Raw genomic sequence first — 13518 nt, 5'->3', positions numbered from 1 at the left:
AGGGGAAGAACCCCTAGAGAGCGCGCCCTTCGTAAAATGCCTTTTCGCAAAATGCTCAAGGCTTAGAAAACAGCAAACCTGGTAACGCAGCCATATTGTCAAAGAGGTATGCACCCGCATCTGCAAGCGCTTCACGGTCGCAGGCCGGATCTTCGACATACGCATAAACAGCCATACCGGCAGACCGCGCAGCCTGCACCCCGGGCAGACTGTCTTCAATGACCGTACAGTCTTCCGGCCGATATCCCATCGACTTGGCAGCGAGAAGAAAAACGTCGGGCGCCGGCTTGCCATTGGCGCAGTCTTCTGCAGAGAAAAGCTTGCCCTGAAGGCGAGGCAGCAAGCCCGAGCTGCCAAGTGTAGTCCGCATCTTGGCGTACTTGCCGGACGAACCGACACAATAAGGCACGTTGCGCCGGTCAAGTTCATCCAAAACATCAGCAATGCCAGTAATGGCGGGTACGCCAGCTGCGAACACTTCCAGATCGCGTTTCCGAACCTGATCCGGCCAGTCGTTCGGAAGGGTCCGGCCGGTCAACGCCTCGACCATCTCTTTAACGTTTTCGAGGGTCCGGCCCATGAAGCGCTGCTGACACTCTGGCCCAGCGATTGGATAGCCGAGCTCAGTCACCATTTCTGCGAGACTGGCATTGACCATCCGTTCGGTGTCCACCAGAACGCCGTCGCAATCGAAAATGACAAGTTTCGGATCCATAGAAAAACCCTTTGTGCTCAGGCCTTAGCGCTGTCCAGTAGATCCAAACCCGCCGGTTCCCCGGCTTGTTTCAGACAGGATTTCGACTTCCTCGATCTCAGCCTGCAGCACCGGCGCAATCACCATCTGGGCAATGCGATCGCCACGGGAGATTTCAAAGGCCGTATCACCGAGATTAATCAGGATCACTTTAACTTCGCCGCGATAGTCCGCATCGATCGTACCAGGCGTATTAAGCACTGTGACGCCGTGTTTCGCGGCAAGGCCCGAACGCGGCCGCACTTGGGCCTCGTAACCTGCCGGCAACGCCATCGCCAAGCCGGTAGGCACCAGCGCCCGGCTTCCAGGTTGCAGCGTCAGACCGTCGTCCACAGCTGCAAGCAGATCGAGGCCTGCGGCCAAATCGCTTTGGTAGGCAGGCAAAGGCAAGTCGCGCCCATTGTCGAGGCGTTTGAGTTCAAGTTTGATGGTCATAAGGCCGTCCCGGTCCGTTTTAGAACGGTTGACGACATTCGAGAGAACCTGTCAAGCGCAACGCGGCCATGAACCGGATATGCGAAAAATATCAAAAGGCTACTTGCAGCAGCCACGTTGTCCTGAAACTATCTGCCGTATCGGAAAGTTCTTCGAGCTGGGAGACCCTAAGAAATGAAATATTTGCTAAGCGCTGTTGCGGCGGGAATGATTTTCGCTGCCGGCATGACGGCACAGGCGCAGACCGTCGGGTTTGCCGATGCCATCAAGATCCTCGCAGGGAGTTGCGGTTCAGACATCGACAAGTATTGCAAATCAGCCACTCTCGCCAATAACGGCATTGGTCAGTGCCTCGATCAAAACCAGGCCAAGGTTTCGCAGAAATGCAATGCAGACCGCGTCGTTGTAGCAAACTTGATTGCCGAACGTCTCGCAGCTCAAAAGGCAGCGCCGGATCTGTGCGCTCGAGACGCCACCCAATTCTGCAAAGGCGTCAAACCTGGTGCCGGTCACATCCTGCGATGCCTCCTGAAGGCGCAGCCGTCGGTCAGCGCAAAATGCAACACTGCGATTGACCTCGCTGGATACCGCTAAGCCGGGTTAAGGAGACTTTTTATGAAAAACCTGTTTTTTGCCAGCGCTGCCGCATGTGCACTTTGCTTCTCTACAACACTTGCCAGCGCCCAAACTGAACTGAGCCGCAATCAGATCATCAACTCACTACAAGGCGCTCAGGAAAAAGTGGAAGTAAGCGCGGATGCGCTGCAGCGCGCCGCTCTGGAAAACATTCAGAAGTATCCGGGCGCCGATTCGCCGCAAACCATTCCGATGTATCAGCAGCTCGCGTCCTTGCGCCAGTTCAACATCGAAATCACGTTTGACTTCGATTCAGCGCGCATCCGGCCAGAGTCCTATGAAGCCGTTGGCTTGATCGCCGATGCACTTCACACACCCTACCTTCAAGGCCAGACGTTCTTCATCGTCGGTCATACCGACGCCAAGGGAGACCGGACATACAATCTGGAACTGTCGCAACGGCGCGCCCAAGCCATTCGTGAGGCCCTGGTGACGACTTTCCAGGTGCCGGGCTCCACCCTCTTCTCGGTTGGTCTTGGCGAAGAGCAATTGCGCGATCCGGCCGACCCGTTTGCCGCCGTAAACCGTCGGGTACAACTCATCAATATGGGCTATAACTAAGTTATTGTGGTGCGGGTGCTGAGCGCCCGCACTACCATGTGTCACACGTCAGATTACGTCACCCAAAATAGCCAATTTTGATATGTTCGCACTCGTTGTTTAACCTCATTGAACAATGTGTCAAACAGCTCTGATCTTCAGAAAAACCCCGAACGGTTTATTTCTATGATGAGGCCCACTTGGCCGTAAGCATGGAGTAGACCAATGCCGGATCATCAAACGCCAATTCCTCCTGTTTTCTTTGCCCATGGCGCGCCGACACTGGCCGTGCGGGACACACCGGCGAGCCGTTTTTTGAAACATTTCGGCAAGGATATGGAGCAGCCACGCTTCATTTTGATCTTGTCCGCTCATTGGGAAACAGAAGGACTGAAGATCTCGGCTCCAGGCCCTTTGCGCACATATCACGACTTCCGAGGTTTCCCAGACGAACTCTATGAAATCTCCTACCCCGCTTCGGCAGACGCAAGTGCAGTTCAAGAGGTGGTTTCAATTCTAAGCGCTGCCGGACTGGATCCTGAACAAGATGCTGACTGGGGTCTTGATCATGGGGCCTGGGTGCCTTTGTCACTGGCCTTCCCGGACGCAGACATCCCGGTTGTTCAAATTTCGCTCCCAAACAACAGCTCTCCGGAAACGATCTACGCACTCGGAGCAGCTGTGGCACCGTTGTCGGAAAAAGGTGTCCTGATCGCCGGCTCTGGCAGCACCACCCACAATTTAAGAGCCATTGGGCCGGATGGATCGCAAGTTCCGGCCTGGGCAACGGGGTTCGATGCCTGGCTAGACACGGGACTGGACACTGGGCAACTGAACTACTTCGACAACCTGGAAGCTGCCCCCGACTTTCGCCAGAACCACCCGACAGAAGAGCACCTGTTGCCGCTGTTCTTTCCCTTTGGCGCTGCAGGCAGTGGGAAAAAGCCCGAGCTCCTGCACCGGAGCTACGAATACGGCTCAATAAGCATGAGTTACTATCGGTTCCAGTAACTGCCTCTGACTGCTGTGCGTGTCACTCACCGCTGGACCAAAGGCCGTGTCTTTGATATCGCGCTTTTGTTGGCAGAGGGCACAAAATGCGAATTGCAGTGACCGGAACACATGGAACCGGCAAGACAACACTCATCGAAGATTTCGCTGCCCTGAAGCCGGAGTACCATCCTGTTCCGGAGCCCTACTTCGAGCTTCTTCAGAAAGGGCATAGCTTTTCGGACCCGCCAACGATCGACGACTTTTCAAGCCAGCTCGATCAAAACATCCGTACGGTGCTCGAGACAAAATCTGACGACAAAGTGCTCTTCGACCGCTGCCCATTTGATCTGATCGCATATTTGGAGGTCTTGAGTGAACAGGGCGGCGAAGAGTGGGTGCCATCAGGACGCTTGCTTCAAAAGATTGAAGCGGCTCTCCAGTCTCTGGATCTGATCGTATTTCTTCCTATCGGCTCACCCGATGGGACGGGGCAAAATGCAGAAATGCAACAGCTGCGGAGCGCGGTCGACGAACAATTGAAACAGATCCTGCAAGAGGATTCTCTGGGATTGATTACAGAGGCGCTGGCCATTCTGGAACTGACAGGCTCACCACAGGACCGGCTTCAGGCACTCGCCGGCCACTGCACGCACCGGTGAGACGGGCTGTTACGATTTATCTCTGCTGAGCATCTCTGCAGCCCGGGCAATCAGTTGGCGGGCAACGTCTTTCTTGTCCATCGCAGGCCAGTCTTCCACGCCATTGGCGCTGACCAGCCTTATGGTGTTGGCGTCGCCGCCCATGATGCCCGTTGCAGGGCTTACATCGTTGGCGACAATCCAGTCGGCCCGTTTTCGCTCCAACTTCGCGGCCGCATTTTTGATGAGGTCCTGAGTTTCGGCGGCAAAGCCGATCAGGAGAGATGGTCTCAGTGTTTTGTGGTGGCCGATGGTTCTTAGAATGTCTGGATTCTCGGTGAGTTCCAAGCCAGGCGGTTTGCCGCTGCCGTCTTTCTTGATCTTCTGATCACCTTCCGAGACAACGCGCCAGTCAGCAACAGCTGCGGCCATGATTGCGATATCCGCGGGCAGGTTCTGCTCAACAGCTGCCATCATCTCTGCCGCAGATTCAACGTGGATCGTCGTGACATGGTCCGGGTCGGGGATCGTCACCGGACCGGAAACCAGTGTCACCCGCGCACCCGCCGCAAACGCTGCTTCGGCAAGGGCATGGCCTTGCTTGCCGGAAGACCGGTTGGCGATATAGCGCACCGGGTCGATCGGCTCATGGGTCGGACCGGATGTGATCAAGACATGCTTCCCGGCCATCGGCAGCTTCCCTGCTGCTATCGCCTGATCCCGCAAAAGGCGTTCGGCTGCCCCGGCAATGTCCAAAGGCTCGCTCATGCGGCCAACCCCGGCTTCGCCTTTTTCCGCCATTTCACCGCTGGCAGGCCCGATGAATGCAATGCCGCGCTGACGCAAGATGTCCAAATTTTTCAGTGTTGCCGGGTTTTGCCACATCTTCGGATTCATTGCCGGGGCCAGCAGAACCGGTTTGTCAGTTGCAAGCAAAACGGCCGTCGCAAGATCATCGGCAATGCCATGGGCCATCTTGGCCATCAGATTGGCCGTTGCAGGCGCGACAAGGATCAGATCATGATCCCGGGCAAGGCGGATGTGACCCACATCATGCTCCGCTTCCCGGTCGAACAGGTTGGTGAACACCTTTTCAGCGCTCAAGGCACCCACCGCCAGCGGCGTGATGAACTCCTGTGCACCATCCGTCATGATCGGGACAACCCGTGCGCCCCGTTCCTTGAGCCGCCGGATCAGGTCCAGAGATTTGTAAGCAGCGATGCCGCCGCTAATGATCAGGACAATCTCTTTGCCGGCAAGCATCGGAAATATACTCCCAAGAGGCGATGGAGGTCAGAAACCGGAACGGAAATCGCGCGGAGCAGCGGACACAACCTGACTGCCGGAGCCCGTGACCTGATACACCGCAAGTCCGCGTTCATTGAGACCATTCGGCTTGAAGCGGAACAAGCCGTCAATTCCAAGGAATCCATCGCGGTTGGTCAAAATGCTCTGTTGGAACCTTTGAGGTCCGGCGGAGCGGATCAGGCCGGCTGCCAGTGTAACGCCGTCATAAACAAGGCTGGCATTGCGCGGCGGAGGCGCACCATAAGTTTGTTGATAGCGCTGCGCAAACCCGCGGAACCCACTGTCTTCGGGACCTGCGAACCAAGAGCCTGTCAGGGTCGGATTGTTCTTCACCTGCGGCGTGTCCCACTGACCCGAGCCGAGCAGCTTGATGTTGCCGATCTCGGCATTCAGCCCCATCAAGGTTTGCATCACGAGGCCAGGCACAGGTCCGCCAGCGGGGACAAACAAAGCGTCGATGCTGGTCAAAGACGACTGAAGCGCATTGGCCTTGACCACCAGGTCGGACGTGTCCGAACCACTGACGTTATAGCGCTGAATAGTTGCGATCCGTCCGCCCGTACGGCCGACTTCCTGACGGAACGCGGCCTCAACCACACTGCCATAAGAATCGTTCGGAAGGAGAGCAGCGTAGGATCGCTTCTGCTGGCTGCTCGCATATCCGATGATGCGCTTCACATCGCTTTCCGGAAGGAAGCTCAACAGGTAGATGCCGCGTGCGGCGACAGATGTATCGGTCGAAAACGCTATCACCGGAACACCTGCCGCCCTTGCAGCTGAACCGGCGCCCGATACTGCCGGGGCAAAGACAGGTCCGAGGATCAGCTCGGCGCCTTCAGAGATCGCCTGCTGCGCGGCCGCACGGCCCCCTTCCGTGGTCCCTCCGGTGTCTTTCACCAGAAGCTGCACATCCGAATTTGGAAAGTTTTGAAGCGCCAGCGCAGCGGAGTTTTTGAAAACGGTTCCGATCGACGCATTGCCCCCACTTGAAGAAAGCGGAAGCATAAGTCCGACCCGAACCGCCCCTGTGCCGATTGTTTCACCGGTCACCTGCGGTTGGGCGCCCGGCTGGATCTGTTCGCCAGGCATCGTTCCAAGGGATGAGCCCAGGCAGCCCCCAAGCGCCAGCGTACTGGCACCGGCCAAAGCGGTTTTCAAGAATGTGCGTCTTCGATGCCGAACAATGGCGTCCGTTTCGTCCATGTGTCTGATTTCCATCCACCCTTTGCCCCAGACTTAAGGATTAACGAATGCGCTGTCCAGTTTTCAGCCGCGCAACGCGGCATGAATAGTGGATTTGCCTTGCATTGCGTCTTTCTGACAGGTAGCGCAAGAAAATCGGGACGTCCTTGAGATCGGAACCGAGGATTTGAATTGAGGTGAAGGGATCCGTGATGACAGAGCCAAGCGGCGAACAGACAGGTTCCAAAAACCGTTACAGCTTGTCGGAACACGCCTTTACGGCGCCCAATCTGGAACCCGCGCTCTATATTGTCTCCACGCCGATCGGAAACCTCGGCGACATCACCGTGCGCGCGCTGGAAACGCTCGCGGCCGCGAGCATGATCGCGTGTGAAGATACGCGGATAACATCAACGCTTACGCAGAAATTCGGCCTCAAGACCCCGCTTCTTCCTTACCACGAACACAACGCGGATAAGCAGCGGCCAAAAATTCTCGGAGAACTCGAAGCCGGCAATGCGGTTGCCCTTGTATCCGATGCCGGCACGCCGCTGGTGTCTGATCCGGGCTACAGGCTGGTCCGGGACGTTGTGGCAGCCGGATACAAGGTGTTCCCGATCCCTGGCGCCTCCGCCCCGCTCGCAGGTCTGGTTGCGTCCGGGCTTCCCAGCGACACGGTTTTGTTTGCCGGATTTCTGCCGCAAAAGGGTGGCCCCAAGACCAAGCGTCTTGAAGAACTCGCCAAAATTCCGGCCACGCTGATTTTCTTTGAATCGCCTCATCGGACAGCGGCAACCCTGGAACTTATGGCAGCGGTTTTTGGCGAAACGCGAGAAGCCGTGGTCGCCCGCGAGCTCACCAAACGATTCGAGACATTCGAGCGGGGAACGCTGGCAGAACTCAGCAACCGGTTCGCAGATCAAACGGTGAAGGGCGAAATTGTCATCCTGGTGGAGCCGCCCGAAGAAAAACCGGAAGCAGATGCGAAAGACCTCGACACCCTGCTTCGGGAAGCGCTGTCAGATATGCCCGTCAGCGCAGCCGCAAAACAGGTTTCAAAGGCAACGGGTCTCGATCGCAGCGAAGTCTATAAACGCGCGCTCGAACTCAAGGCAGGTGGCTGACCATGGCAAAAGGCGACGGCCAGACAACCGAACGCCGCCGCAAGGCGCATATCCGTGGTCTGTCTGCCGAAAATTTTGCTGCCTGGTACTTGCGGCTAACCGGCTGGCGCATCCTGAAGCAACGCTACAAGACAAAGGCAGGCGAAATTGACCTGATCGTCAAGAAACGCAAGACCGTCGCCTTTATCGAGGTCAAGGCGCGTAAATCCCGGCAAGCCGCGCTTGAAGCCGTGAGCCCTGCAAGCCAAAAGCGAATCGTCCGGGCCGCAAAGATCTTCGTTGCCGAGCATCCGAAAGCCGGCTTTTTCACGCTCCGGTTTGACGTGATGATCATTCGCCCGTGGGCCCTTCCTGAGCGGATCGTGAACGCCTTTGAGGCGAGAGACTGAAACGCTACCTCTGGACAAACCCTGTCCCGGACCGCATATCTGCGGCGAACAGTCTTTCGCCCCAAGCGCACCGTTTCAAACGGATGGCGCCCCCGCCGGGAGTGGCCTTATGCCGATAAAAGTCGCGGTCCAGATGGACCACATCGAATCCATCAACATTGCCGGCGACAGCGCCTTTGCGATGATGTTGGAGGCACAAAAGCGCGGCCACGAGCTCTATCACTACACACCGGACCGGCTGGCACTGCGCGGGGATGAGGTCTTCTGCGCGTTGGAACCCGTTACGGTCCGCGACGAAAAGGGCAACCACTTCACGCTCGGTGAGCGGACGCGCACCGACATGCGCGAGATTGATGTGGTGTTGATGCGGCAGGACCCGCCGTTCGACCTTTCCTATATCGCAGCGACGCATATCTTGGATAAGATCCACCCGGACACTCTGGTGGTCAACGATCCAACGGAAGTGCGCAATGCGCCGGAAAAACTGTTCGTCACCGAATTTCCGGATTTGATGCCGCCGACCCTGATCACCAAGGACCGGGCAGAAATCGACCTCTTCCGGGAAGAATACGGTGATATCGTCATGAAGCCGCTTTTCGGCCATGGCGGCGCGGCGGTGTTCCGGATCACAAAAGATGACCTGAACTACGGCTCACTGTACGACTTCTTTGCCGCCACCTTCCGCGAGCCCTGGGTGATTCAGCAGTTCCTGCCGAATGTAAAACACGGCGACAAGCGCATTCTCCTTGTCAACGGAGAGTTTGCCGGCGCGGTGAACCGCGTCCCGGCCGCCGGAGATCTGCGTTCCAACATGGTGCGTGGCGGCGCGCCGACGGACAGCGATCTGACAGAACGGGAACGCGAAATCTGCGCCCGCCTCGGGCCGTCCCTTCGTGAAAAAGGTCTGATCCTGGTCGGAATCGATGTCATCGACGGCATGCTGACGGAAATCAACGTGACCGCGCCAACTGGCATTCGCGCCATCCAGAACCTCGGTGGCCCGGATGTCGCGGCAAAGGTCTGGGATGTCCTGGAGCAAAAAATCAAGGACTGAACTGCAGTCCGGGGCTACAGCAACCAAAAAAGACCCTCACACCAAGGTGTGAGGGCTCAAGTGTGTGCTTAGACAATGCAATAGAGGGCCTATTCAGCAGCCTCTGTATTTAAAACACCCCGGCGGATCTGATCTTCCTCGATCGATTCAAAAAGTGCCCGGAAATTTCCTTCGCCGAAGCCCTCATCGCCTTTTCTTTGAATGAATTCAAAGAAGATAGGCCCAATGACGGTTTTAGAAAAAATTTGCAGAAGGATCTTGGTCATGCCGCCGTCGATGACGCCTTCGCCATCAATCAGGATGCCGTGAAGCTTCATCCGCTCGATCGGTTCATCATGACCATGCACCCGGTCACGAGACATCTCGTAGTAAGTGTCCGGCGGGCCCGGCATGAATTTCAGCTCGTTGTCCGCCAGCTTGTCCGTGCTGGTATAGATGTCGTCCGAGCCAACCGCGATGTGCTGAATCCCTTCGCCCTTGTACTTGCGCAAGTACTCTTCGATCTGGCTGGTGTCATCCTTGGATTCGTTCAGCGGAATTCGGATCTTGCCGCAGGGCGACGTGATCGCCCGGCTGACAAGACCGGTGATCCGGCCGTCGATGTCGAAGAAATGGATCTGTTTGAAGTTAAAGAGGTCGCGGTAAAAATCCCACCACTTGTCCATATTGCCGCGGTAGACGTTGTGCGTCAGGTGATCGAGGTAATAGAAGCCGACCCCTTCCGGTTTCGGATCCACATCCCCAAGCCAATTAAATTCCGCCGAATAAGCTGACCCCTTGTCGCCGTAGGCTTCAATGAAATACAGCAGCGAGCCGCCGATGCCCTTGATGGCGGGAACGTTCAGGGTCTTGTCATTATCCGCATAAGGCTCCGCCCCTTTTGAAATGGCGTGGTCATAGGCCTTTTGAGCATCCACCACGCGCCAAGCCATGGACGGCGCACACGGTCCATGATCTTCAACGAAACGCATGGCATGGCTGCCCGGCTCCGCATTCAGAACATAGGTAATGTCACCCTGGCGGTAGAGCGTGATCTCTTTGGTCTTGTGTTTCGCGACCGGCACATACCCCATCTTGCGGAACAAGGCATCGAGCTTCTCCGGCTCCGGATGGGCAAACTCGACAAACTCAAAACCGTCCGTACCGGCCGGGTTCTGCGGGGTGATTTGCGCTGGCGGCGCATCGTGCGGGAATGGTCCCATGGCTGATCCTCCTGAAAAGTCCAAACTTTCTGTCTAGAATGCCCGGGACCGCGCGCAGGGTGTGTGCAATCTGCGTGATTTACCGTATAGTGACGCGTTTTTCGTGCGCAAATAGAGAAAAATTAGCATGCAAATTGCACTGGACAGCTTTGACGTGAAGTTGCTCGCCGCCCTTCAGGAAAACTCCGCCGCGACCAATGCGGAAATCGGCGAAACGATCGGCTTGTCCGCAAGCCAGGTCTCCCGGCGCCGGCAGAAACTGGAGGACAACGGCATCATCCGCCGGTACCGGGCTGCCCTTAATCCCGAGGCCCTGGGCTTTACCGTGACAGCCTTTGTTGGGGTGACCTTGGGCGCCCATAGCCGGGAAAACGCCCGCAAGTTTCGCAACATGGTCACCGCCATGCCGGAAGTTCAGGAGGCCCATACGCTTACCGGCGATGTCGATTACATGCTGAAAGTGGTCGTCCGGGACCTGAAAGCTCTCAGCCGGATCGTAAACGACGAGCTCTTGCCCCAAGAAGCTGTCCAGCACGTGAAGTCCTCCATTGCGATGGACACGTTGAAGGACGACAACTTGTTACCTTTGGCGTGAATATCGACACGACGGCCGCAGACCCAAACTGTTTGATGAAAAACCGTCATGAATCACGGCATAACCTTGCGACCGGGCGCAAAAATCCCATCTGAAGAACGATGATTTCGTCCTCGGCGGACATAGGGAGCCAAACATGTTTGATGCAAAATCCTTGCTGGATCAGTTTTTGGGAAGCCAGGGCGGCGCCCCCGGTGGGCAAGGCGGCCAATATCCTGGTCAGAACCAGCGTGCCGGATCCGGTGATCTTCTCTCCCAGGGCAAGGATTTTCTGTCCTCACAAGGTGGCGGCCTGGCGCTTGGCAGCCTTGCAGGTTTGATGCTTGGCTCAAAGTCCGGACGGAAAATGGGCAAAAAAGCGGTCACTTATGGCGGCTTGGCGCTGGTCGCAGGTCTTGCCTACAAAGCTTATCAGGGCCATCAGGCCAACAAGCAAAACGCACCACGCCCGCACTATCCGCAAGACGAGCCGATCCCGCTGGAAGCCCCGCGCGGCACCGCCTTTGACCCGGCACAGCAGCCGGGCGGCGAAAATCAGTTCGCAGTCAACCTTCTCACTGCCATGATTTCAGCCGCCAAGGCTGACGGCCATATCGACCGGGACGAGCAGGACCGGATCTTTGAGAAGATTGATGAGGCCGGTCTCGACAGCGAAGCCAAGGCATTTCTGATGGATGAGCTGCGTTCGCCGCTTGATCTCGACAAGGTCGTTGCCAGCGCAACTTGTCCGGAAACGGCCGCCGAGATCTACGCCGCGTCCCGGCTCGCCATTGACCCGGACCATCCGGCGGAAAAAGCCTATCTGCAGATGCTGGCCGCCCGGCTTGGTCTTGAAGAAGGTCTGGTGCAGGAAATTGAAATGGCGGTCCGTGAAGCGGAGATGGCCGGTTAAGACCTTAAGTCGCTGGGGGATCCGGGACGTGCGTTACGCCCCCGGCTCCCACTCTTCGGGCGCCATTTCAAATCCTTCGAACTGAAATCCAGGTGCGACGGTGCAGCCGACGAGAGTCCACACTCCGAGCGAGCGGGCTTGTTGCCAGGCCTCGCGCGGCACGATGCCCTGCGGGCGCTCTCCCGCAGCCAAATCGTTGCCAAGCTGGAACACCTGCTTGTCGTTGCCACCCGTGCTGATGGACAGTTCCAGCGCCGCACCGGCATACCAATGCCAGGTCTCCACGGCGTCCACCTTGTGCCAGCGCGACACCACGCCGTCCGGCAACAGGAAATAGATCAGCGTGGAGGCTGCACGCCCCTGCGCGTCCGTCACATCATCGCGAAAGGTTTCTGCATAGAACCCGCCCTCCGGATGCGGCTGCATCTTCAGAAGGTCGACGATGTCATCGGCGGAAAGAGTTTGATCAACCGGCATACCTGTCCCGTGGTCTAAGGCGATTGGAACACCTGAGTAACAGGTGCTTCCAATCCGTGCCGGATAAATATTGGAAATTGGACCATAATGTCAGTGATTGGGTTTGGTATCGGTGCAAAACGCAATGTCATCGACGGTTTCCCGCAAGGCGGCGACAATTTCTTCGTAGAGCACTTGCATATCGAGGCGGTGGCCACCGCCTTGGGTGAGTGGAATGGGTTCAGCCTGGCTTGCAATTCTTTGCACCGCATCCTGGGCGCGCTGTTCCGGGGTCCGTCCGGATGGGTCTAAAGACCGGTCAATCGTCATGGTTTCTGCCCCTTACAGGATCATAACGAGTTGGATATAGGAGCGGTTGGCCTGTGTTTTTAGCGGTCCAGTGAAAGTTTCTTGATCGAGCCGCACCATCAGGCGGGTGGTGAATGCAGCGTCAAGACACTGCACCACGATCAGGCATTGTCTTTGCGCGTACGGATTTCAGCGAATACAGCCTCTGCAGGCTGTCCTGCCATGCCCAGCGCGTCTGCGACAGACGCTTCTCCTGCCCGAAGAAACGGGTTGGTTGCCTTTTCAGCGGCCATTGTGGTCGGCAGTGTCGGTTTGCCCAGAGCGCGGATGTCGGCAATCTCCTTGGCGCGTGCCTGCAAGGCTTCATTGCCCGGCTCGATGGTCACGGCGAACTTCGCATTGGCCTCGGTGTATTCATGCCCGCAATAGATTGTGGTGTCATCTGGCAGCCGGTGCATCAGATGGGAGAGCGAGGCCCACATCATCTCCTTGTCGCCTTCAAATACCCGGCCGCAGCCCAGCGCAAACAGTGTATCCCCCGTGTGGGCGACCTTGATTGAGGGGATGTACCAGGAGATCTGATCGAGCGTGTGGCCGGGCGTTGCAATCGCCTTGACCTCATAGGGACCGCACAAGACATCGTCGCCGTCCTCGACAGTCCGATCGAGCTCGGAAATCTTTTGGCGTGACCGCTCCGGACCGATCACCACCGCACCGGTTTTGGTCTTCAGCTCTCCCAGCCCCTGCACGTGATCCCAATGATGGTGGGTGATCAGGATATGACTGAGTTTCCAGCCGGTTTCCGCCAAGACCGCCTCATAGGCTGCGGCATCCGGCACATCGACAGCCACGGTCGTACCGCTCTCGCGGTCATGAATGAGAACACCAAAATTATCGTCCAGGCAGGCAAACTGATGGATTTCGGTGGTGTCGCTTAAGGACATGAGAAACTCCTCGGCCGGGGATCGGAATACGCGCCACAGTGGCAAAGACCGGCGCTGCGGGCAAGCC

The 13518-nt window shown here is 57.2% G+C and carries 17 protein-coding genes; 9 read left to right on the top strand and 8 right to left on the bottom strand.

Going from position 1 to position 13518, the window contains the following annotated elements; genetic code table 11:
- Positions 1-55: 55 nt before the first annotated feature.
- Both SADFL11_RS18685 and dut read right to left on the bottom strand, forming a co-directional pair.
- A complete protein-coding gene (locus tag SADFL11_RS18685) occupies positions 56-715 on the bottom strand; it encodes an HAD family hydrolase (RefSeq protein ID WP_008189468.1) in 660 nt (219 codons plus the stop codon).
- Between the two features lie 24 nt (positions 716-739).
- Positions 740-1189 carry a dUTP diphosphatase gene (gene dut / locus SADFL11_RS18680; protein WP_008193513.1) on the bottom strand — a complete coding sequence of 150 codons (450 nt, stop codon included), beginning with the start codon at positions 1187-1189 and terminating at the stop codon, positions 740-742.
- Between the two features lie 174 nt (positions 1190-1363).
- On the opposite strand from dut, the gene SADFL11_RS18675 reads away from it, so the two are divergent.
- The 4 genes from SADFL11_RS18675 to SADFL11_RS18660 all read left to right on the top strand — a co-directional run bounded on the left by SADFL11_RS18675 (position 1364) and on the right by SADFL11_RS18660 (position 4017).
- Entirely contained in the window at positions 1364-1783 is a 420-nt protein-coding gene (locus SADFL11_RS18675) for a hypothetical protein (RefSeq protein ID WP_208981284.1), read from the top strand.
- Positions 1784-1804: 21 nt separating this feature from the next.
- Complete coding sequence (locus SADFL11_RS18670; protein WP_008189386.1) at positions 1805-2386, top strand: OmpA family protein; 582 nt, start codon at positions 1805-1807, stop codon at positions 2384-2386.
- Positions 2387-2590: 204 nt separating this feature from the next.
- Positions 2591-3376: a DODA-type extradiol aromatic ring-opening family dioxygenase gene (locus SADFL11_RS18665; RefSeq protein ID WP_008189089.1), complete on the top strand. Its 786-nt coding sequence runs from the start codon at positions 2591-2593 to the stop codon at positions 3374-3376.
- A gap of 86 nt (positions 3377-3462) precedes the next feature.
- Positions 3463-4017, top strand: a complete 555-nt coding sequence (locus SADFL11_RS18660; protein ID WP_008193672.1) for an AAA family ATPase — start codon at positions 3463-3465, stop codon at positions 4015-4017.
- Positions 4018-4026: 9 nt separating this feature from the next.
- Here SADFL11_RS18660 and coaBC read toward each other — a convergent pair whose 3' ends face one another.
- Positions 4027-5259 (bottom strand): bifunctional phosphopantothenoylcysteine decarboxylase/phosphopantothenate--cysteine ligase CoaBC, encoded by a 1233-nt coding sequence (gene coaBC / locus SADFL11_RS18655; protein WP_008191022.1) that lies wholly within the window; start codon positions 5257-5259, stop codon positions 4027-4029.
- Positions 5260-5289: 30 nt separating this feature from the next.
- Entirely contained in the window at positions 5290-6507 is a 1218-nt protein-coding gene (locus SADFL11_RS18650) for a penicillin-binding protein activator (RefSeq protein ID WP_134853080.1), read from the bottom strand.
- A gap of 191 nt (positions 6508-6698) precedes the next feature.
- On the opposite strand from SADFL11_RS18650, the gene rsmI reads away from it, so the two are divergent.
- The 3 genes from rsmI to gshB all read left to right on the top strand — a co-directional run bounded on the left by rsmI (position 6699) and on the right by gshB (position 9053).
- The gene (rsmI, locus tag SADFL11_RS18645; protein ID WP_040451120.1) at positions 6699-7610 is read left to right on the top strand and encodes a 16S rRNA (cytidine(1402)-2'-O)-methyltransferase; all 912 of its coding nucleotides are present in this window, start codon (positions 6699-6701) and stop codon (positions 7608-7610) included.
- A gap of 2 nt (positions 7611-7612) precedes the next feature.
- A complete protein-coding gene (locus SADFL11_RS18640) occupies positions 7613-7999 on the top strand; it encodes a YraN family protein (protein WP_008190595.1) in 387 nt (128 codons plus the stop codon).
- A gap of 109 nt (positions 8000-8108) precedes the next feature.
- The gene (gene gshB, locus SADFL11_RS18635) at positions 8109-9053 is read left to right on the top strand and encodes a glutathione synthase (protein ID WP_008190200.1); all 945 of its coding nucleotides are present in this window, start codon (positions 8109-8111) and stop codon (positions 9051-9053) included.
- Positions 9054-9142: 89 nt separating this feature from the next.
- Here gshB and hppD read toward each other — a convergent pair whose 3' ends face one another.
- On the bottom strand, positions 9143-10255 hold the full coding sequence (gene hppD / locus SADFL11_RS18630) for a 4-hydroxyphenylpyruvate dioxygenase (RefSeq protein WP_040451146.1): 1113 nt from the start codon (positions 10253-10255) through the stop codon (positions 9143-9145).
- Positions 10256-10382: 127 nt separating this feature from the next.
- Between hppD and SADFL11_RS18625 the strand changes: the two genes are divergently transcribed.
- Both SADFL11_RS18625 and SADFL11_RS18620 read left to right on the top strand, forming a co-directional pair.
- Entirely contained in the window at positions 10383-10850 is a 468-nt protein-coding gene (locus tag SADFL11_RS18625) for an Lrp/AsnC family transcriptional regulator (protein WP_008197323.1), read from the top strand.
- 136 nt (positions 10851-10986) lie between these two features.
- A complete protein-coding gene (locus SADFL11_RS18620) occupies positions 10987-11742 on the top strand; it encodes a tellurite resistance TerB family protein (protein WP_008196490.1) in 756 nt (251 codons plus the stop codon).
- Between the two features lie 33 nt (positions 11743-11775).
- Here SADFL11_RS18620 and SADFL11_RS18615 read toward each other — a convergent pair whose 3' ends face one another.
- The 3 genes from SADFL11_RS18615 to gloB form a co-directional block, all read right to left on the bottom strand.
- Positions 11776-12219, bottom strand: coding sequence for a cupin domain-containing protein (locus tag SADFL11_RS18615; protein WP_008195422.1), 444 nt, complete (start codon positions 12217-12219; stop codon positions 11776-11778).
- 90 nt (positions 12220-12309) lie between these two features.
- The gene (locus SADFL11_RS18610; RefSeq protein WP_008194329.1) at positions 12310-12528 is read right to left on the bottom strand and encodes a hypothetical protein; all 219 of its coding nucleotides are present in this window, start codon (positions 12526-12528) and stop codon (positions 12310-12312) included.
- A gap of 140 nt (positions 12529-12668) precedes the next feature.
- Positions 12669-13451 (bottom strand): hydroxyacylglutathione hydrolase, encoded by a 783-nt coding sequence (gene gloB / locus SADFL11_RS18605; protein ID WP_008193618.1) that lies wholly within the window; start codon positions 13449-13451, stop codon positions 12669-12671.
- Between the last annotated feature and the right edge of the window lie 67 nt (positions 13452-13518).

The organism is Roseibium alexandrii DFL-11 (assembly GCF_000158095.2).
Taxonomy (GTDB): Bacteria; Pseudomonadota; Alphaproteobacteria; order Rhizobiales; family Stappiaceae; genus Roseibium; species Roseibium alexandrii.
This window is presented reverse-complemented; position numbering and strand designations above follow the sequence as displayed.